An 18,515-nucleotide genomic window follows, 5' to 3' on the forward strand; every position below is an offset into this window, starting at 1 on the left:
GGGTGACGTAGCCGGGGTTGGAGTCGGTGGGCTCCGGGGAGGCGGTGGGCGCGCCTGCGCCCGCTGCCGCCGCGCCCACCGCCTCCCCGGAGCCCACCGACTCCAACCCCGGCTACGTCACCCCGCTCGTGCGCAAGCTCGCGGGCGAGAACGGTATCGACCTCTCCACCCTCACGGGAACCGGAGTCGGCGGCCGCATCCGCAAGCAGGACGTCCTCGACGCGGTCGAGGCCGCCAAGTCGGCTCCGGCCGCCCCGGTCTCGGCGCCCGCCGCCGCAGCCGCCAAGGCCGCGCGCACCCCGCTCGAGACGTCGCCCCTCCGCGGCACCACGCAGCCGATGTCGCGCCTGCGCAAGGTCCTCGCGCAGCGCGCCGTCGAGTCGATGCAGACGAGCGCCCAGCTCACCTCAGTCATCGAGGTCGACGTCACGGCGGTCGCCCGCTTCCGCGACTCGGTCAAGAAGAGCTTCCAGGAGAAGACCGGCGCCAAGCTGTCCTTCCTCCCGTTCTTCGCCCTCGCGGCGGCGGAGGCGCTCAAGGCCTACCCGGTGATCAACTCGACCCTCGACGGGGAGTCGATCGTCTACCCGGACCACGAGAACATCAGCATCGCCGTCGACACCGAGCGCGGCCTGCTGACCCCGGTCCTCAAGAACGCGTCCGAGCTGAACCTCGCGCAGATCGCCTCCACCATCGGGGACCTGGCCGAGCGCACCCGCAACAACAAGCTGAAGCCCGACGAGCTCGCCGGCGGCACCTTCACGCTGACCAACACCGGTTCGCGCGGGGCCCTGTTCGACACTCCCGTCGTGTTCCTGCCGCAGACCGCGATCCTCGGCACCGGCATCGTCACCAAGAAGCCGGCCGTCGTGCAGGTGGACGGTGCTGACGCCATCGCGATCCGCTCGACCGTCTTCCTCGCGCTCTCGTACGACCACCGCACGGTCGACGGAGCCGACGCGGCGCGCTTCCTGGTCGCGATCAAGGAGCGTCTCGAGGAGGGCTCGTTCGAGAACGACCTCGGCATCTGAGACGCTCCCCCTGAGCGCGCCTCTCACGAGGCCGCTCCGGTGTAGACGTCGCGGATGAGCCAGCCGGCCTCCGTCCTGATGATCAGGACGGAGGCCGCTGTCGTCCCCGGGGCCGTCCGGAGGTGCACGACCGCCGATGCCCCGTTCACGTCGACGAGGACGGCCGACGCCTCCCCCGTCGCCGGGACAGCGGAGGCGGGGCCGTCCGCTGCGTCGCCGAGCGGCGAGTCCGCCGTGACCAGACCGCGGGCGCACTCCCGGTCCCCGCACGCGCGCACCGCGTCGATCAGCACCTCCGCCGCCTGCTCGGCGTCGAGTGAGGTCGCCGCGACCGGAGCCGGCGGTGCCGCGGTCGCCACCGCCGGCGGAGCCGACCGAGCCGGAACGGGCGCGGCTGCGGTCGACGCCTCCGCATCCTGCACCTGCCGATCGGGCCCGCCCGCGAGCGAACCGGCGAGCACCGCTCCCAGCACGATCGCCGTCCCGACGGAGAGCGGTCCCCGACGCCGGACGACGAACGCCCGGAGGCGGTCCTGCCAGCCGTCGAGCGGATGGACCCGCCTGTGCCGGGCAGCCGGAGCGGGCACCGCCTCCCGACCCCGTGCATCCGCGCCGGACGTCGGCAGCGCCCGCACCGCCTCGCCTATCCCCTGCGGATCAGCGAGTCCGTAGAGGTTGCCCTCCAGCGCCAGCAGGTCGCGGTGCCGCGCGAGGGCGGCGACCGGCAGCTCCGGGCAGAGCATTCCGAGGCGCTCCAGGACCCGCTGCAGCGCGTCGCGCGCCGCACGCGGGGTGTGGACGGCGGGCGTCGTCAGCAGCACCAGCGGCCGACCCTCCTCCGTCAGGCCGATGTCGTCCGTCGTCGGAGCCAGCCATGCTCCCTCGAGCGCGGCCGACCGGACCGCGCCCACCACGGGGGCGAGGAGGGTGACCGCGGCGCCGAGTGCGATCCCCCGCTCGACCCGCAGGAACCTCTCGAGTGTGGCGACGACGGGAGGGGCGGTCGAGACGATGCGCCTCCTCGGAGACGACTCCACCCTGACGATGCGTTCGCGGTGGCGGTGCTCGGCGAGCCGAGCCACCGCCGACACCTGTAGCGCCTCGGCCTCCCGCGGCCGCATCGTCCGCTCGGCCGGCGGTGCGGCATTCGGCGCAGGCGTCCGCCGCCTCCCCGTCCGCACTCCGCCGATCCTCCGGCCCTGGACCGTCCCGCTGCTCGTCATGAGGCGAGCCTGACCGCAGGTCGGGGCGGAGGACACCCGTCGATCCCGATCGGTGGACGGATCGGCGCACGTGCCCTCTGTGGAGGAGTCGGATCCGCGTCCGGGGTCCGCCGCCGCGCTCCCGCTCGGTATCCTTGACGTCATGGCACGCAGCACGGAACCGTCGACGAAGGCGGTCAAGGAACCCGGACGTCTCAAGCAGATGTGGCAGGTGTTCCAGATGACCCGCCGCTACGACAGCAGCGCCGTCTGGATCATCCTCCTCGCGCTCCTGCTCCCGATCCTGCTCGGCGTGCTCCTCGGCATCCTGCTCGGCAACGGCAACGGCTTCGTGATCGCGCTGTGGATCATCGTGGGCGTGATGGCCGGCCTGGTCGCCGGACTCGCCGTGCTCTCGCGTCGCGCCGAGCGCGCCGCCTACGGGCAGATCGCCGGGCAGCCCGGCGCGGTCGGCGCCGTCCTGCGAAGCGGACTGCGCGGCACCTGGACCGGCGGCGAGATGCCCGTCGCCGTCAACGGTAAGACCCAGGACGCCGTCTACCGCGCCGTCGGCCGCGGAGGCGTCGTGCTGATCGCGGAGGGCCCCGCCTCCCGGACCAAGCGCATGCTCGAGGACGAGCGGCGCAAGGTGTCGCGGATCCTGCCGAACGTCCCCGTCACCTTCGTGCACGTCGGCTCCGACGCCGATGCGACTCCGCTGCACAAGGTGCCGAGCCGCCTCTCGAAGACGAAGAAGGTCCTCACCAAGGCCGAGGTCCTCGCGGTGAAGAACCGGCTCTCCTCGCTCAACACGTCGCTGCCCATCCCGAAGGGCGTCGACCCCTTCAAGGTGCGCCCTCAGCGATCGCGCTGACGCACGACGCGACAGGCCGGTCGGGATCTCTCCCGGCCGGCCTGTCGCGTCTGCGGCGCGAGTCAGTAGCGGACGAGAACCGTCCCGGCCACCTTGTCGTGGAAGCCGCGCTGGTCCGAGTCCCAGACGAGCGCCGGCACCAGCACGGCCAGCAGCACAGAGCGCACGATCGGGCGCCACACGCCGACCCAGCCCCCGCCGAGACGGATGACGCGCATCCCGAGCAGGCGGTGCCCGATGCTGCCGCCGATGGTGGGGATGAAGACGACCTGCAGCAGGACGAACAGCAGCAGGCTCGCCCAGCGGTCGTAGTCGAAGAACGCGAGCGACAGCAGAGCGGCGACGGCGAAGTCGACGGCCAGGGCGGCGATGCGGCGGCCGGACCGTCCGACCGAGAGGCGGCCCTCTCGGGGGAGGCCGAGACGCTCCCCCGGGTACGAGCTCGGGGCGGCGTCGGCGAAGGTCCTGCGGTCGGCGGCTGGCATCCTCCGATCCTATCCGCGGCGTCTCGGAGCGGACCGAGGAGCGGGTGGTCCGGCAGACGACGTGGAGCCCGACCCCGGACCGGCCCCGTAACATGTCGGAAACAACAGGGACACGGTGGGGAAACCCCCCGTCACTACCCTGGAACGGCTGCGCTCTGCAGCACCCCGTCACGCCATTGGAGACCTTTGCATGTTTAAAGATTCTTCCGAGGTGCTCTCGTTCATCAAGGACACGGACGTCAAGTTCCTCGACATCCGGTTCACCGATCTCCCCGGTGTCCAGCAGCACTTCAACATCCCCGCCTCGACTGTCGATGAGGAGTTCTTCTCCGTCGGTCAGCTCTTCGACGGGTCCTCGATCCGCGGATTCGCGAACATCCACGAATCGGACATGCAGCTGATCCCTGACGTGACCACCGCCTACGTGGACCCGTTCCGCGTCGAGCGCACGCTGATCCTCGTCTTCGACATCTACAACCCGCGCAACGGCGAGATCTACTCCAAGGACCCGCGTCAGGTCGCGAAGAAGGCCGAGAAGTACCTCGCGTCGACCGGCATCGCCGACACCGCGTTCTTCGCCCCCGAGGCGGAGTTCTACATCTTCGACGACGTCCGCTACGAGATCACGCAGAACTCCGCGTTCCACTCCGTCGACTCGGTCGAGGGCGCCTGGAACTCGGGACGCGTCGAGGAGGGCGGCAACCTCGGCAACAAGACGCCCTACAAGGGCGGCTACTTCCCGGTGAGCCCCGTCGACAAGCAGGCCGACCTCCGCGACGACATCTGCCTCAAGCTGATCGACGCCGGCCTCATCCTCGAGCGCTCGCACCACGAGGTGGGCACCGGCGGCCAGGCCGAGATCAACTACCGCTTCGACACGATGGTCCACGCGGCGGACGACATCCTGAAGTTCAAGTACATCGTCAAGAACACGGCCGAGCAGTGGGGCAAGACCGCCACGTTCATGCCGAAGCCGCTCTTCGGCGACAACGGCTCGGGCATGCACACCCACCAGTCGCTGTGGAACGACGGCACGCCGCTCTTCTACGACGAGAACGGCTACGGCGGTCTCTCGGACCTCGCGCGCTGGTACATCGGCGGACTGCTCAAGCACGCCCCCGCCGTCCTCGCGTTCACGAACCCGACGGTCAACTCGTACCACCGCCTGATCCCGGGCTTCGAGGCGCCGGTCAACCTGGTCTACTCGGCCGGCAACCGCTCCGCGTCCATCCGCATCCCGATCACGGGCACGAACCCGAAGGCCAAGCGCATCGAGTTCCGTGCGCCCGACGCCTCCGGCAACCCGTACCTCGCGTTCGCCGCCCAGCTGATGGCGGGCCTCGACGGCATCAAGAACCGCATCGAGCCGCACGAGCCGGTCGACAAGGACCTCTACGAGCTGCCCCCCGAGGAGGCGAAGCTCATCCCGCAGGTCCCCGCGACCCTGGGCGAGGCGCTCGACGCCCTCGAGGCCGACCACGACTTCCTCCTCCAGGGCGGCGTGTTCACTCAGGAGCTCATCGACACCTGGATCGAGTACAAGCGCGAGAAGGAGATCAAGCCCCTCGCGCAGCGTCCTCACCCGTTCGAGTTCGAGCTGTACTACGGGGTCTGATCCCGCAGCACTGCCGAAGGGCCGTTCCTCCTCGGAGGGGCGGTCCTTCGCCGTCCGCGGCGCGCGGGCGTCAGCGGTAGGAGGGAGCGTCTCCCGCGGCCGGCCCGTAGAACAGGCGCTCGAAGACCGCGCGGGAGCGGCGGGTCACGCCGAGGTAGTCGTCCTCGAGTGCCGTCGCGGACCCGGCCGGATACTCGAGCAGGCGCGCGACGCCCTCGAGCTGCCGGCGGTCGGTCGGGAGGACGTCGCTGGTGCGGTTGCCCCAGAGCGTGGTGCCCGAGCGGACACGGGACGCGAGGATCCACGCGGCGCGCAGCCGATCCGCGTCCTGCGGGCCGATCATGCCCTCCTCCTCCGCGACCGCGAGGGCGGTGAGGGTCGAGGTCGTCCGGAGCGCCGGGGTCCGCCGCGCGTGCTGCAGCTGGAGGAGCTGCACCAGCCACTCGACGTCGCTCAGCGATCCGCGGCCGAGCTTGAGGTGACGGCGCGGGTCGGCGCCCTGCGGCAGACGCTCGCTCTCGACCCGTGCCTTGATCCGCTTCACCTCGCGGATGTCACGGTCGGAGACCGCTCCCGGGTAGCGGACCCCGTCGGCCAGCTCCTCGAAGTCCTCGATGAGCGCCTGGTCCCCCGCTACTCCCCGCGCCCGGAGCAGCGCCTGCGCCTCCCACGTCAGCGACCAGCGGGCGTAGTAGGCGCGGTAGGAGTCGAGGGAGCGCACGAGGGGCCCGTTCTTGCCCTCGGGCCGCAGGTCGGCGTCGAGGTCGAGTGGCAGGCGGGAGTCCTCCGTGAGCCGGACCAGCTCGGCGACGACGAACTGCGAGTAGAGCTGGGCCTGGTGCGGCTCGGCGGTGCCGGGTCGCTGGACGTACATCACGTCGGCGTCGGAGCCGAACCCCAGCTCCGCCCCTCCGTACCGGCCCATGCCGATGATCGCGAACTCCGCGTCGGCGCCGGGCCGGGCCGCACTGCCGCGCCGGATGGCGGCGAGCACGCCGCCCAGCAGTGCGCTGATGATGTCGGTGAGGCTGGTCGCGATCTCCTCGATCGAGCTGAGGCCGAGCACGCCACCCATGGCGGTCCGCAGCACCTCGCGCCGGCGCATCGAGCGGAGGACCGAGGCGACCGCGTCGGGCGTCTCGTGCCGGGCGAGCACGGCGCGCACCTCCTCGGCGAGCTGGGCGGCGCTGCGGGGGCGGAGGGCGTCGTCGTCCTCGAGCCAGGCCGCCGACTCCGGGATGCGGTCGAGCAGCTCGCCGACGAAGCGCGATCCGGAGAGCACCGTGGTGAGCCGCTTGGCGGCTCCGGACGAGTCGCGCAGCATCCGGAGGAACCAGGGCGTCCCGCCCAGTGCGTCGCTGAGGCGCCGGAACGCGAGCAGGCCGTAGTCGGGGTCCGGTCCGTCGGCGAACCACTGCAGCATCACCGGCACGAGGTGGCGCTGGATGCTCGCGCGGCGCGAGACGCCCGAGGTCATCGCGGCGATGTGACCGAGCGCCCCGCGGGCGTCTGCGAAGCCGATGGCGGCGAGGCGCGCCTCCGCCTGGCCGGTGGACAGCTCGGCACCGCCGTCGGAGAGCGCGGCGACCGCGGAGAGCAGCGGACGGTAGAACAGGCGCTCGTGCAGGCCCCGGACGCGGTGCTTGATCCCGTTCCAGACGCTCAGCAGCTCCTCCGCCGTGCGGGCGAGCCCGCTGGAGCGGGCGAGGGTCCGCAGCTCGTGCTCGTCCCGCGGCATCAGGTGCGTACGCCGAAGGCGCCGCAGCTGGAGGCGGTGCTCGAGCAGCCGGAGTGCCCGGTAGTCCTGCGCGAACTCCTCGGCGGCGGAGCGGCCGATGTACCCGCGGTCGGCGAGGGCGCCCAGGGCGAGGAGAGTCCCGGGCATGCGGATCTCGTCGTCGGTCTGCCCGTGGACGAGCTGAAGCAGCTGCACCGTGAACTCGATGTCGCGCAGGCCGCCGGGCCCGAGCTTGATCTGGTAGTGGACGTCGTTCTGCGGGATGTTCTCGGTGACCCGCTCCCGCATCCGCTGCACCGACTCGACGAAGTTCTCGCGGGAGGCGCTCGACCAGACCTTGGGCGCGACCGCGTCGACGTACGCCCGCCCCAGCTCCTGGTCGCCGGCGAGCGGACGCGCCTTGAGCAGCGCCTGGAACTCCCAGCTCTTCGCCCACCGGTCGTAGTAGGTGATGTGCGACTCGAGGGTGCGCACGAGCGCGCCCTGCTTGCCCTCCGGGCGCAGGTTCGGGTCGACCTCCCAGAGCTCCGGCTCCATCGCCAGCGCAGAGGTCCCGCGCATGAGGAGCACGGCGAGCCGGGTGGCGACGTCGATCGCACGGGCGTTCGTCAGCTCCTTCTCCGGGTCGCCCTCGGCGACGAAGATCACGTCGACGTCGCTGACGTAGTTGAGCTCGGACGCTCCCGCCTTGCCCATGCCGATGACGGCGAAGCGGGTGGCGGCGACCTCGTCCCGGCCGAAGCGGCCTGGGCCCGTGCCCTCGACCAGCTCGGTCCGCGCCACGGCGAGGGACGCCTCCAGCGCGGCTCCGGCGAGGTCGGCCAGCGCCCTCGTCACCCGGTCGATCGCCGCGACGGGGTCGGCTTGGCTCAGATCGTGGACGACGATCCTGGTGAGGAGGCGGCGGTACCGGACGCGCAGCGCCGTCCAGCCCGCCTCCTCCCGGAGCGACGAGAAGCCGTCGACGGCGCCGACCGACTCGAGCAGCTCGGCCTTCATCCCGGCGCGCCCGGGGAGCGTGCGCACCGGCTCGAGCACGCTGGCCAGCTCGTCGGGCCGGCGCTGGAGGAAGTCGGCGAGGCCGGAGGAGGCCCCCACCACCAGAAGCAGCCGGGTCAGTGCCTCGTCGTCGGCGAGGACCGCGTCCATGCGGTCGCGGTGCCGCCGCAGCAGGTCGATCAGAGCGAGCAGCGCCTCGTCCGGGTCCGCCACCCGGGCGAAGGAGGGCAGCACCGACTCGAGCTGCCGCCCGGCCAGCTCCTCCGCCTCGGCCAGCCGTGCCCCGGTCTCGCCGAGCGCGGCGAAGCCGAGGCGTGCGACATCGCGGAGGGAGCGTTCGCGGGGCATGGCCGAGGCGTCAGAGCATCTCGAGGTTGCTGCGCAGCTCGTACGGCGTGACCTGGGCGCGGTACTCGGCCCAGTCCTTCCGCTTGTTGAGCAGCACGAAGTTGAACACCTGCTCGCCCAGCGTCTCGGCCACGAGCTCGGACTCCTCCATCAGCGAGATGGCGCGGTCGAGGCTGGCGGGCAGGGCGCCGTAGCCGAGCGCCCGGCGCTCCGCGTCCGAGAGAGCCCACACGTTGTCCTCGGCCTCGGCCGGGAGCTCGTAGCCCTCTTCGATGCCCTTGAGCCCGGCCGCCAGGAGCAGCGAGTACGCCAGGTAGGGGTTCGCCGCGGAGTCCAGCGCCCGGTACTCGATGCGCGAGGACTGCCCCTTGTTCGGCTTGTAGAGCGGGACGCGCACGAGGGCGGACCGGTTGTTGTGGCCCCACGAGACGTAGCTGGGCGCCTCGTCGCCGCCCCAGAGCCGCTTGTAGGAGTTGACGAACTGGTTCGTCACGGCGGTGATCTCGGGGGCGTGCTTGAGCAGGCCCGCGATGAACTGGCGGCCGAGCTTCGAGAGCTGGTACTGGGCGCCCTGCTCGTAGAACACGTTCACGTCGCCCTCGAAGAGCGAGAGATGCGTGTGCATGCCCGAGCCGGGGTGCCCGGAGAGCGGCTTCGGCATGAACGTCGCGTAGACGCCCTGCTCGATCGCCACCTCCTTGATCACGGTGCGGAAGGTCATGATGTTGTCGGCCGTCGTCAGCGCGTCCGCGTAGCGGAGGTCGATCTCGTTCTGGCCGGGGCCCGCCTCGTGGTGGCTGAACTCGACCGAGATGCCCAGATCCTCCAGCATGCGCACGGAGCGGCGGCGGAAGTCGTGCGCCGTGCCTCCGGGGACGTTGTCGAAGTACCCGGCGGAGTCGACCGGTTCCGGACCCTCGGCGCCGAAGGACGACGACTTGAGGAGGTAGAACTCGATCTCGGGGTGCGTGTAGAAGGTGAACCCGCGCTCGGCCGCCTTCGCCAGCGTGCGCTTGAGCACATTGCGCGGGTCGGCGACGGCGGGCTGGCCGTCCGGCGTGGTGATGTCGCAGAACATCCGCGCCGTCGGGTCGATCTCTCCGCGCCACGGGAGGATCTGGAAGGTCGACGGGTCCGGATGCGCGAGGACGTCGGCCTCGAAGGAGCGGGTGAGGCCCTCGATGGCGGAGCCGTCGAAGCCGAGCCCCTCCGCGAACGCGCCCTCCACCTCGGCCGGCGCGATCGCGACCGACTTCAGCGTGCCGACGACGTCGGTGAACCAGAGGCGAACGAATTTGATCCCTCGCTCTTCAATGGTGCGAAGAACGAAGTCCCGTTGCTTGTCCATCCAGACCCCTCCTGTTTCGACCCTCAGGCTACTGCCTCCGACCGGGGCCCGCGGGGCGCCCGAGGCGCGCCGTAGACTGGCGCCCATGTCAGCGCAGCCCGTGAAACGCGTTCGAACCCGCCACTTCCAGAACGCGAAGGACTCCGGTGTCCGCATCACCGGGCTGACCAGCTACGACCAGCTGACGGCGAAGATCTTCGACGACGCCGGGATCGACTTCCTCCTCGTGGGCGACTCCGCCGGCAACACGGTGCTCGGCTACGACACCACTCTGCCCGTCACCGTCGACGAGCTCATCCCGCTGGCGCGTGCCGTCGCCGGAGCCGTCGAGCGCGCCTTCGTCGTCGCCGACATGCCCTTCGGCTCCTACGAGTCGGGTGCCGACGACGCGCTGCACACGGCGTTCCGCTTCATGAAGGAGACGCACGCGCACGCGGTGAAGCTCGAGGGCGGGGTCCGCTCCGCCGAGCAGATCCGGCGCATCGTCGAGGCGGGCGTCCCCGTGATGGCGCACATCGGCTTCACGCCCCAGAGCGAGCACGGGCTCGGCGGCCACATGGTCCAGGGGCGCGGCGAGGGCATCGAGCAGCTGCTCGCCGACGCACGAGCCGTCCAGGAGGCCGGGGCGTTCGCCGTCGTCCTCGAGATGGTGCCCGCGGACGCGGCACGTCAGGTGACGGAGGAGCTGCGCATCCCGACGATCGGAGTCGGAGCGGGACCGCACGTCGACGGACAGCTGCTCGTGTGGACGGACTTCGCCGGATTCACCACCGGCCGCATCCCCCGCTTCGTGAAGCAGTACGCGGATCTGCGCGGCGTGCTCACCGGAGCGGTCACCGCGTACCGGGACGACGTGGAGTCCGGCGCCTACCCCGGCGCCGAGCACAGCTACGAGTAGCCGGAGTCCGGCGCCTACCCCGGCGCCGAGCACAGCTACGAGTAGCCGCGGTCAGCGGTCCTCGGCGGCGTCCTCCTCGGCCCACTTGCGGCTGTTCTCGTGCAGCCGCTCGAGGGCGTGCTCCGCCTCCTCGCGAGAGGAGAAGGGTCCCACCCGGTCGACGGAGGGGGACACGAATCCCTGCTCCACCGTGCCGGCCTTGAGGTTGTACCACCAGGAGTTCGCGTCGCCGTCAGCCATGCCGCGATCCTACGCCGCAGCCCGCGTCGGTCCGCACCCCCGCCCTTCGCTAGCATGGCCGCTATGACTGCTGCGGCGACCGCCATCGGGATCGACATCGGGGGAACGGGCATCAAGGGGGCCTCGGTGGACCTGGCCGCGGGCACTCTGCTCAGCGACCGGATGAAGCTCGCCACTCCCCCGGGCGGCACGCCGAAGGACATCGTCGCCACCGTCCAGCAGATCCTCGAGAAGATCCCGGACCTGCCCTCGGACACCCCGGTCGGCATCTGCTTCCCCGCCGTCGTCGTCCACGGACGGACGATGTCTGCGGCGAACGTGTCGGACGAGTGGATCGGCCTCGAGGCCGAGAAGCTCTTCGAGGACGCGATCGGCCGGAACATCTTCTTCGTCAACGACGCCGACGCGGCGGGCTACGCCGAGTCGCGCTTCGGAGCGGCGAAGGACAAGAAGGGCCTGGTCATCATGACCACCCTCGGCACCGGCATCGGGACGGCGCAGATCCACGACGGGATCCTCATCCCCAACGCCGAGCTCGGCCACCTCGAGATCCACGGCGGCGACTACGAGAAGAAGGCCTCGTTCGCCGCCAAGGAGCGCGACGACCTCGACTACAAGCACTGGGCGAAGCGCCTGCAGCGCTACTACTCCCACCTCGAGGCGCTGCTCTGGCCCGATCTCTTCATCGTCGGCGGCGGCATCTCCAAGCACCACGACGAGTTCCTCCCGCTGCTCGACCTGCGCACCCCGATCATCCCGGCGGCGCTCCGCAACAACGCCGGCATCCTCGGCGCGGCCGCGCTCGCAGGGCGGGGCTGAGTCTTTTTCCTCGACGGTCCCCGCCCGCCGAGGCGCGGTCGGCCTCGGGAGGTGACGCGATCCGGGGAGCGGGGTGCGGACGGCTACGGCGAAACGCCGGCACGCGTTTCGCCGGTTCGCCTCGTGAGTGGCGCCACGGCGGACGGACGTGATCAGACTTTCAGGGTTCAGTGGTCGCGGTGAGCCAGGACGGGGGCGGGGGCACCTGGTCCTCGGGGTCGATCCGCAACGGCGTCTCAGGACCGCCCTCCGGCACCGTCGCCTGCCGGACGTCGTGCTGCACCGCTTCGTCCGCAGGAGGCAGCGCGAGAGATGGACCACGCCAGTCCTGTCGAGTGGCGGCGCAAGGATGTATCGAGACCCGGGAACCGCCACGGCAGGCCGTCGCGCTGCCTGCGGGCGGGAGCGCGAGCTCGGCGACCGGCGGAGACGCGAGATGCCCCGCCGGGGCGGGGCATCTCGTGGCGAAGGGGTCGGCTGATACGCCGGGTTCTGTTCACGCCGCGCCTCTCGGCGGGCGCTGGACGGCCATCTCTCTCGGAGCCACGTCGCCGTGACCCTCCAGCGGTCTACCCGAGGACCCGACGAGCAGCCGCATCGTCCTCTGTCTGACCTTGCTCCGGGCGAGGTTTACCGAGCGGACCGGATCACTCCGGCCCCTGGTGGTCTCTTACACCACCGTTTCACCCTTACCGCCGGCCGGAGCCGACGGCGGTCTGTTCTCTGTGGCACTGTCTCGCGGGTCGCCCCGGGTGGGTGTTGCCCACCGCCCTGCTCTGCGGAGCCCGGACGTTCCTCGGCACCACGGCTCTCGCCGCGGTGACGCGACCGTCTTGCCGGCCCGTTCGCCCGTCCAGTGTACGGCTCAGGCGAGGGTGGACTCCTCGCCGCGCACCAGGATGCAGCCGCTGTCGGGGCAGAGGACGACCTCGTCGGGAGCGGAGGCGCGGATCCAGGAGAGGTCCGACTCGGTGAGGGCCACGCCGCTCCCCTCCGACACCTTCCCGCGGAGGAGGGCCGCGCCGACTCCGTAGCGGGCGCGCTGCTTCTCGTACAGCTCGACCAGGTCCTCCGGAAGGGTCGTCACCAGGTCCGCCCGGTCCCGGGCGAGCGCCTCCTGCTTGTCGCGGAGCTTCTCGGCCTGCGCGTCGCGCTCCTCGGCGAGGGTCCCGAGCGAGGCGACGACCTCGTCGCGCTCGGCCTGAGCCGCGGCGACCTCGGACTCGATGCCCTCGATCCGCTCCATCAGGGTCAGCTCGATGTCCTCGAGGTCTCCCCGTCGCTTCACGAGGGAGGTGATCTCGCTCTCGAGCGCGGCGATGTCCTTGGCCGCGGAGGCGGTCTGCAGGCGGTCGCGATCGCGGGTGAGCCGCTTCTCGACCACGCTGACGTCGGACTCGATGCGCCCGAGCTCGGTGCGCACGTCCTCGAGGCGCCCTGTGCGCTCGGCGAGGGAGCGGCGAGTCTCGTTGTCGCGGGCCTGCATCGCCTGGATCCGCGCGATCTGCGGGAGCGTCGCGAGGGCGTGGCGGAGCTGCGCGCCCCTCGTGTCCAGACTCGCCAGAGTCAGGAGTTCGCGCTGGTGTGCGGGGCTGGCTTTCACGTGGCGGTCCTCGTTCCCGGCGCGCAGTACGGGCGCGCCGCGTCCATTCTCCCGTGCCCGCGGCGGGTCAGTGCACGATCGCGAAATCCCACGGGTCGGTGCGGGTCTCGCTCACCTCGACGGTGACCGTGGGCAGGGCCTCCCGCAGCGCGGTCGCGGCGACGTCGAGCCACAGCCACTCGCTCGCCCAGTGCGAGACGTCGATGAGGGCGGGCCCGGTGCCGTGCAGGGCCTTCTCGCGCGCCTCGGAGGCCGGGTGGTGCCGGAGGTCGGCGGTGATGAAGACGTCGCTCGTGCGGACGGCGGGGGCGTCCAGGAGGGAGTCCCCCGCTCCCCCGCAGAGCGACACGCGGCGCACGGGCGTCTCGTAGGCGCCCGCGGCCCGCACTCCCCCTGCGGTGGCCGGCAGGAGCTCGGCCACGGCTCCGGCCAGGCGTCCGAGCGTCACCTCCTCGGGCAGGTCCCCCACTCGGCCGAGCCCGACCGACGGGTCGGCGCCCGGGACGAGCGGAGTCGCGCCGGTCAGGCCGAGGCGGGTGGCGATCACGTCCGAGACCCCGTCCGCGACGATGTCGGCGTTCGTGTGGGCCGAGATCAGTGCGCAGCCGCCCCGGATGAGGTCCGCGAGCAGGCGGCCCTTGTAGCCGTCCTCGGCGATCGAGGTGACGCCGCGCAGCAGCAGCGGGTGGTGCGCGACCAGGAGCTGGTATCCGCCGTCGACGGCCTCCGCGACGGTGTCGGAGACCACGTCGACCGTGAGCAGGATCCGCTCCACCGCGGCGTCGGGGTCGCCGGTGACCAGGCCGGGCGCGTCCCAGCTCTCGGCGGCCGCCTCCGGCCAGAGACGGTCGATGACGGCGTGGATGTCGCGCAGTGAGGGCATGCGTCCAGGGTAGGGCCGCTCAGCGCGGGTGGTCGGTCTCCACGGCGCGGATCGCGGCGTCTGCGTCGGCCGCCGCGTCGAGGTCGGCTCGCAGGTGGTCGTCCGACTCCGGCACGCGGACGGTGATGCCGCTGTACCGCTCGATCTCGATCAGGCCCGCGACTCCGGAGGCGGCGAGCACGCGGCCGCCGATCCCGCCGGTGGTGTCGACGACGTGCGTGTGCAGGCCGGCGACGCTGATCCCCTGGAACGGCTGCGGGCCGACGAAGCCCAGCAGCGTGCCCTCGACGCCGGTCAGCCGGACCTCGTGCTGGTCGCGCATCGCGTCCGCCAGGCGGCGGTAGGGCTCCGCCTGCGCGATCGGCCGGCGCAGGGTCGGCGTCTCCGCCGCGCGCGCAGGCGGACGCCGACGAAGACGTCCGGGCCGGGCACGAGCGAGCGCACCGCGACCGGTCCGCCGAGCGGCGTGATCGGGAGCCGTCGCGGCGCACGGTCGGTGGTCCGTGCTTGCCTGGGGACCATGAACGAGTACCTCCCCTGGGCCGTCGCGGCCGCCCTGCTCCTGGCCCTTCTCATCACGGTCGTCGCCGGCCGCCGACGGCGCACTGCGGCGAGAGCGGCGGCGGAGCAGGCCGCGGAGGAGGCCACGGAGGAGCACAAGCGCACGATTGCCGAGCGCGACCGGAGCCACGAGGCGGCGCTCAAGGCACTGACGCGCGCGCGCGACGCCGAGCGCGACCTCAGTCGGACCGAGCTCGAGACGGCGCAGGAGGAGGTCGAGCAGACCCGTGACGCGCTCGCCAGGACCTGGAGCAGCGAGGCCGTCTCGCACACCCTGATCCGGGAGGCGTGCGCCTCGGCGGGGCTGTCCGGCGTCCTCGCCACGAACGTCGTCTTCGTACCGGTCGACGCGCGCACGACGCGCCGCTTCCTCGCGCAGATCGACCATCTGCTGCTCACCCGGCACGGCGCGCTCATCATCGAGGCCAAGTACTGGCAGGGGGTCGTCTTCGACGGCGTGCGACCCGGTACCGTCCACCCCTCCTACGGCGTCCTCCTCGACGAGGACGCCCTGCCCGAGGCCTTCGCGGTTCAGATCGCACCGGGGACGGTGTCGCGGTGGACGGTGCGCACGCATGTCGAGCAGCACGTCCCCGCCCGGCAGGTCCGGATCCAGGCCGCGCGGCTCAAGGAGCACCTGGCCCTGAACGGTCTGCCCACGCCGTGGTTCGAGACGGCCGTGCTCTACAGCCACCCCGACGTCAGGACGTACGCGCCCGGATGGGAGGGCACGGGAGCGGCACGGACGAGGATCCTGACGGGAGTCGACGAGCTGACGGACGCTCTGGCCGATCTCGCACGGCGCCCGGGCACCACGATCGGGGAGGACGCGTGGGGCGAGCTCTCCGGATTCCTCGCCGGATGCGGCGGCCATGTGGAGCCGGTCGGGCCGACCCGCGCGTGACCAGCAGGGGGACCCGGTGGCCGGACGGGCACGGTCATGGCTGGCCGCGCCGGCCTGAGCCGGACAGGACGGCGCCGGACAGGACGGCGCCGGACAGGACGGCGCCGGACCCTCTAACGCAGGGAACGACGAAGGTCCGCACTCCCGGAGGAGTGCGGACCTGTTCGGTGGATCCGAGGGGATTCGAACCCCTGACCCCCTGCATGCCATGCAGGTGCGCTACCAGCTGCGCCACGGACCCATGTTGTGTTCTGTCTTGCTTCGTGCTGTCTTTCGCTGTCTCCGCCCGGCGGAAGCAACTCGAATAAACTACAACACGATTCGCGTGAAGTGAAATCGAGCGCTGTCGCCGGGCGTGTTCGTCAGTTCGAGGACGTCGACGAGTCGACGGCGACAGGCTGCTCGAGGGTGAACGGCACCGTTGGGCAGTCCTTCCAGAGGCGCTCGAGCGAGTAGTACATGCGGTCCTCCTCGTGGAAGACGTGCACGACGAGGTCGCCGAAGTCGAGGAGGATCCAGCGGCCCTCCGCACGGCCCTCGCGGCGCAGCAGCTTGGCGCCGGAATCGTTCAGGCGGTCCTCCACCTCGTTCGCGATCGCGACCACGTTGCGCTCGGAGCGGCCGGTGGCGAGGAGGAAGATGTCGACCAGCGGCAGCGGCCCCGAGACGTCGAGGGCGACGAGGTCCTCACCGCCCTTGGAGTCGGCGGCGGTGGCCGCGAGCTGGAGCAGGGCGCGGGCGGAATCGGTCGCAGTCATGAAGCCTTCAGTGTCGGTGGTGGAGATCAGAAGATGTTGAGCACGAAGCCGCCGATGAACAGCGCGATCGCGCCGACCAGCAGGACGGCCGCGGTGATCGCGAGGACCACCGGGACGCTCACGCCGGCGCGCTTCTGCGGCGCGATCATCGAGGTGCCGGCGGCGTGGGTGGAGACGGCGCTGGACGCCCGGACCGGCTCGGACTCGCCGACGGGCTGCTCGCGGTCGATGCGGTCGACGTAGCGGTCCACATCGGGCGAGTCGTAGAGGTTCGGGTGCTGGCCCGTGGAGCCGAGGCTGCGCGGGAGGTCGAACGAGCCGGTGACGAGGATCTCCCCCGTGTCCGTGCCGACTGTCGCGCCGGGGCCCGTGGTCGGCAGGATCAGCGCGTTGGTGGTGGTGACGGCACCGGTGGCGGCGACTCCGCTCGCGATGAGGGAGTCGAACGAGGCGTCCACCTCCTCCTTCGACTTGCTGTCGAGTTCCTCGGTGATGGCGAGGTGCTCGATCGGCGGCTCGAAGCTCCCGGTGATCTCGGTGGCCTTCTCGTCGGCGATGTCGAGGGATCCGCCCACCGACGCGAAGAGCGCGGTGTTCAGGTGCGGCTGCTCGGGCTGCTCGCCGGCCGTCGGCTGCTCGTCGTCCGCGTCCCGCTCGTCGGAGGCGTCCGCGGACGGCGTCTCGTCGTCGGAGGAGGAGCTCTCGATCTCGGCCTCGTGCACCTCGGCCGCGTCGGCGTCCGCGGTCGCATCGGTGGCGGACTCGTCCGCCTCCTCCTCGGACGCCTCGGGGGCGTCCTCGGTGACGACGAACTCGTCGCCCTCCGGCTCCTGCTCCGCTGCGCCCTCGGGCACCGGCTCCGCATCACGGGACTCGTCGGCCGCCTCGATCACGGGGACCGCCCCGGTCGGCGGGAGCGCCGAGGCGCGCTCGAGGGCGCCCTCGACGTCGTCTGAGCGCTCGTCGTCGGACCGCTCCTCGTCGGCGGGCGGCTCCGCCTCCGGTGCGGCGGCGACCTTCTCCGCCTGCTGCTGCGCCAGCAGTGCGCGCAGCTCCCGACGGGTCAGCTGGCGGCCCGTGGCGTTCTCGGTGGCGACGATCTCCATCGAGGAGGTGCGCAGGTCGGGCTCGCTCGCGGGGCTCGGCTCGACGGGGGTGATCCGCAGGGCCTGGGTGGGGGTCAGCACCGGCATGTCGCCGGCGGTGGTGGCGGTCGCGGTGGCAGCCCGGCGGGACGTCGTCGGAACAGCGGCGGTCGTGGCCGCACCGGCCTCGCGCCTCTCGCGCTCGCGGATCTCGCGCCGGGTGAGCGGCTTCTCCTCGGGCTGAACTGTCATGACGTGCTCCGATACAGGTGGTGCTTCGAGATGTACTGGACGACACCGTCGGGAACCAGGTACCAGACCGGATGACCCCGGTTGACGCGGCTCCGACAGTCGGTCGAGGAGATCGCCAGTGCCGGAATCTCCAACAAGGATACGTCCTGGGCCGGCAATCCCGAAACATTGAGGACGTGCCCCGGCCGGCTGACGGCGACGAAGTGGGCCAGCTCCCACAGCTCGTCGTAGTCCTTCCAGCTCAGGATCTGAGCGACCGCGTCCGCGCCGGTGATGAAGAACAGCTCGGCGTCGGGGTGCGCGGCATGGATGTCCCGCAGGGTGTCGATCGTGTAGGTCGTGCCGATCCGGTCCACGTCGACGCGGCTGACGGTGAAGCGCGGGTTCGACGCCGTCGCGATCACCGTCATCAGGTACCGGTGCTCGGCGGAGGTCACCGTCTTCTTGTGCCACGGCTGGCCGGTGGGCACGAAGACGACCTCGTCCAGGTCGAACGACTGGGCCACCTCGGAGGCGGCGACCAGGTGACCGTGGTGGATCGGGTCGAAGGTGCCGCCCATCACGCCGATGCGCGGACGCCGCGGGCCTCCGCTCGCGGCGGACGTCACGATCGCTGGGCTCCCCGCCTAGTGTCCGTGACCGTGCTGGTCGTGGGAGCCGGCGCCGGTCTTGTGCGAGTGGCGGTTCGCCACGTCGCGGTAGCTCCAGGTGACGAAGCCGAGGGCCGTGAAGGCGACGGCGGCGATCAGGCCGAAGACGATCGGGGGGAACGGCAGCTCCGTGTGGGCCGCTGCTTCGGCGAGGACGGTCGTCGCGAGGGACATGCAGTGCTCCTTGGAGGTCGTGGTCGCCCCGGCGGGGCTCCGACGAGT

The 18,515-nt window shown here is 71.5% G+C and carries 17 protein-coding genes, 1 tRNA gene, 1 other RNA gene and 1 pseudogene; 6 read left to right on the plus strand and 14 right to left on the minus strand.

Annotated features, from left to right (window positions below; genetic code table 11):
• Positions 1-41: 41 nt before the first annotated feature.
• Positions 42-1,031, plus strand: a pseudogene (gene sucB / locus C5B98_RS09305) (2-oxoglutarate dehydrogenase, E2 component, dihydrolipoamide succinyltransferase); the annotation flags it as partial.
• Positions 1,032-1,054: 23 nt separating this feature from the next.
• Here sucB and C5B98_RS09310 read toward each other — a convergent pair.
• Positions 1,055-2,113 carry a hypothetical protein gene (locus C5B98_RS09310; protein WP_146076944.1) on the minus strand — a complete coding sequence of 353 codons (1,059 nt, stop codon included), beginning with the start codon at positions 2,111-2,113 and terminating at the stop codon, positions 1,055-1,057.
• Positions 2,114-2,396: 283 nt separating this feature from the next.
• On the opposite strand from C5B98_RS09310, the gene C5B98_RS09315 reads away from it, so the two are divergent.
• Positions 2,397-3,107 (plus strand): DUF4191 domain-containing protein, encoded by a 711-nt coding sequence (locus C5B98_RS09315; RefSeq protein ID WP_104223728.1) that lies wholly within the window; start codon positions 2,397-2,399, stop codon positions 3,105-3,107.
• Positions 3,108-3,169: 62 nt separating this feature from the next.
• Here C5B98_RS09315 and C5B98_RS09320 read toward each other — a convergent pair whose 3' ends face one another.
• Complete coding sequence (locus tag C5B98_RS09320) at positions 3,170-3,592, minus strand: RDD family protein (RefSeq protein WP_104223667.1); 423 nt, start codon at positions 3,590-3,592, stop codon at positions 3,170-3,172.
• Between the two features lie 190 nt (positions 3,593-3,782).
• On the opposite strand from C5B98_RS09320, the gene glnA reads away from it, so the two are divergent.
• Positions 3,783-5,207: a type I glutamate--ammonia ligase gene (glnA, locus tag C5B98_RS09325; protein WP_104223668.1), complete on the plus strand. Its 1,425-nt coding sequence runs from the start codon at positions 3,783-3,785 to the stop codon at positions 5,205-5,207.
• A gap of 70 nt (positions 5,208-5,277) precedes the next feature.
• Here glnA and C5B98_RS09330 read toward each other — a convergent pair whose 3' ends face one another.
• Positions 5,278-8,292 carry a bifunctional [glutamine synthetase] adenylyltransferase/[glutamine synthetase]-adenylyl-L-tyrosine phosphorylase gene (locus tag C5B98_RS09330; RefSeq protein WP_104223669.1) on the minus strand — a complete coding sequence of 1,005 codons (3,015 nt, stop codon included), beginning with the start codon at positions 8,290-8,292 and terminating at the stop codon, positions 5,278-5,280.
• A gap of 10 nt (positions 8,293-8,302) precedes the next feature.
• Positions 8,303-9,640 carry a glutamine synthetase family protein gene (locus C5B98_RS09335; protein ID WP_068253236.1) on the minus strand — a complete coding sequence of 446 codons (1,338 nt, stop codon included), beginning with the start codon at positions 9,638-9,640 and terminating at the stop codon, positions 8,303-8,305.
• An 85-nt stretch (positions 9,641-9,725) separates the two neighbouring features.
• Here C5B98_RS09335 and panB point away from each other — a divergent pair, with 85 nt between their 5' ends.
• Entirely contained in the window at positions 9,726-10,538 is an 813-nt protein-coding gene (gene panB, locus C5B98_RS09340) for a 3-methyl-2-oxobutanoate hydroxymethyltransferase (protein WP_104223670.1), read from the plus strand.
• A gap of 51 nt (positions 10,539-10,589) precedes the next feature.
• On the opposite strand, the gene C5B98_RS09345 is transcribed toward panB, so the two are convergent.
• Positions 10,590-10,778 carry an SPOR domain-containing protein gene (locus tag C5B98_RS09345; protein ID WP_104223671.1) on the minus strand — a complete coding sequence of 63 codons (189 nt, stop codon included), beginning with the start codon at positions 10,776-10,778 and terminating at the stop codon, positions 10,590-10,592.
• A 63-nt stretch (positions 10,779-10,841) separates the two neighbouring features.
• Between C5B98_RS09345 and ppgK the strand changes: the two genes are divergently transcribed.
• Positions 10,842-11,597 (plus strand): polyphosphate--glucose phosphotransferase, encoded by a 756-nt coding sequence (ppgK, locus tag C5B98_RS09350; RefSeq protein WP_104223672.1) that lies wholly within the window; start codon positions 10,842-10,844, stop codon positions 11,595-11,597.
• 465 nt (positions 11,598-12,062) lie between these two features.
• On the opposite strand, the gene rnpB is transcribed toward ppgK, so the two are convergent.
• From rnpB to C5B98_RS17465, 4 genes are all read right to left on the minus strand, one after another.
• Positions 12,063-12,441: RNase P RNA component class A (gene rnpB, locus C5B98_RS09355), an RNA gene on the minus strand.
• Positions 12,442-12,462: 21 nt separating this feature from the next.
• Positions 12,463-13,200, minus strand: coding sequence for a zinc ribbon domain-containing protein (locus C5B98_RS09360; protein WP_104226713.1), 738 nt, complete (start codon positions 13,198-13,200; stop codon positions 12,463-12,465).
• A gap of 67 nt (positions 13,201-13,267) precedes the next feature.
• Complete coding sequence (locus C5B98_RS09365) at positions 13,268-14,083, minus strand: Nif3-like dinuclear metal center hexameric protein (RefSeq protein WP_104327680.1); 816 nt, start codon at positions 14,081-14,083, stop codon at positions 13,268-13,270.
• A 19-nt stretch (positions 14,084-14,102) separates the two neighbouring features.
• The gene (locus C5B98_RS17465) at positions 14,103-14,405 is read right to left on the minus strand and encodes an acetolactate decarboxylase (protein ID WP_181065514.1); all 303 of its coding nucleotides are present in this window, start codon (positions 14,403-14,405) and stop codon (positions 14,103-14,105) included.
• 198 nt (positions 14,406-14,603) lie between these two features.
• On the opposite strand from C5B98_RS17465, the gene C5B98_RS09370 reads away from it, so the two are divergent.
• Complete coding sequence (locus tag C5B98_RS09370; protein WP_146076945.1) at positions 14,604-15,548, plus strand: nuclease-related domain-containing protein; 945 nt, start codon at positions 14,604-14,606, stop codon at positions 15,546-15,548.
• A 168-nt stretch (positions 15,549-15,716) separates the two neighbouring features.
• Here C5B98_RS09370 and C5B98_RS09375 read toward each other — a convergent pair.
• The 5 genes from C5B98_RS09375 to C5B98_RS09395 form a co-directional block, all read right to left on the minus strand.
• Positions 15,717-15,789, minus strand: a tRNA-Ala gene (locus C5B98_RS09375).
• Positions 15,790-15,910: 121 nt separating this feature from the next.
• Positions 15,911-16,306, minus strand: a complete 396-nt coding sequence (gene rsfS / locus C5B98_RS09380; RefSeq protein WP_104223676.1) for a ribosome silencing factor — start codon at positions 16,304-16,306, stop codon at positions 15,911-15,913.
• A gap of 26 nt (positions 16,307-16,332) precedes the next feature.
• The gene (locus tag C5B98_RS09385) at positions 16,333-17,643 is read right to left on the minus strand and encodes a hypothetical protein (protein WP_104327682.1); all 1,311 of its coding nucleotides are present in this window, start codon (positions 17,641-17,643) and stop codon (positions 16,333-16,335) included.
• A complete protein-coding gene (nadD, locus tag C5B98_RS09390; RefSeq protein ID WP_104223678.1) occupies positions 17,640-18,251 on the minus strand; it encodes a nicotinate-nucleotide adenylyltransferase in 612 nt (203 codons plus the stop codon). Before nadD ends, C5B98_RS09385 begins: the two co-directional genes overlap by 4 nt.
• Before the next feature lie 18 nt (positions 18,252-18,269).
• A complete protein-coding gene (locus C5B98_RS09395) occupies positions 18,270-18,467 on the minus strand; it encodes a hypothetical protein (protein ID WP_104223679.1) in 198 nt (65 codons plus the stop codon).
• Positions 18,468-18,515: the final 48 nt, after the last annotated feature.

Source organism: Rathayibacter sp. AY1A5 (genome assembly GCF_002930875.1).
Classification (GTDB): Bacteria; Actinomycetota; Actinomycetes; order Actinomycetales; family Microbacteriaceae; genus Rathayibacter.

Excerpts from the sequence above, each read along its gene's own strand:
- ppgK (WP_104223672.1), top strand. The coding sequence starts at position 10,842 with ATGACTGCTGCGGCGACCGCCATCGGGATCGACATCGGGGGAACGGGC.
- panB (WP_104223670.1), top strand. The coding sequence starts at position 9,726 with ATGTCAGCGCAGCCCGTGAAACGCGTTCGAACCCGCCACTTCCAGAAC.
- C5B98_RS09345 (WP_104223671.1), bottom strand. The coding sequence starts at position 10,778 with ATGGCTGACGGCGACGCGAACTCCTGGTGGTACAACCTCAAGGCCGGC.
- C5B98_RS09385 (WP_104327682.1), bottom strand. The coding sequence starts at position 17,643 with ATGACAGTTCAGCCCGAGGAGAAGCCGCTCACCCGGCGCGAGATCCGC.
- C5B98_RS09315 (WP_104223728.1), top strand. The coding sequence starts at position 2,397 with ATGGCACGCAGCACGGAACCGTCGACGAAGGCGGTCAAGGAACCCGGA.
- glnA (WP_104223668.1), top strand. The coding sequence starts at position 3,783 with ATGTTTAAAGATTCTTCCGAGGTGCTCTCGTTCATCAAGGACACGGAC.
- C5B98_RS17465 (WP_181065514.1), bottom strand. The coding sequence starts at position 14,405 with ATGCGCGACCAGCACGAGGTCCGGCTGACCGGCGTCGAGGGCACGCTG.
- rsfS (WP_104223676.1), bottom strand. The coding sequence starts at position 16,306 with ATGACTGCGACCGATTCCGCCCGCGCCCTGCTCCAGCTCGCGGCCACC.
- C5B98_RS09395 (WP_104223679.1), bottom strand. The coding sequence starts at position 18,467 with ATGTCCCTCGCGACGACCGTCCTCGCCGAAGCAGCGGCCCACACGGAG.
- C5B98_RS09330 (WP_104223669.1), bottom strand. The coding sequence starts at position 8,292 with ATGCCCCGCGAACGCTCCCTCCGCGATGTCGCACGCCTCGGCTTCGCC.
- C5B98_RS09370 (WP_146076945.1), top strand. The coding sequence starts at position 14,604 with ATGAACGAGTACCTCCCCTGGGCCGTCGCGGCCGCCCTGCTCCTGGCC.
- C5B98_RS09365 (WP_104327680.1), bottom strand. The coding sequence starts at position 14,083 with ATGCCCTCACTGCGCGACATCCACGCCGTCATCGACCGTCTCTGGCCG.
- C5B98_RS09335 (WP_068253236.1), bottom strand. The coding sequence starts at position 9,640 with ATGGACAAGCAACGGGACTTCGTTCTTCGCACCATTGAAGAGCGAGGG.
- C5B98_RS09320 (WP_104223667.1), bottom strand. The coding sequence starts at position 3,592 with ATGCCAGCCGCCGACCGCAGGACCTTCGCCGACGCCGCCCCGAGCTCG.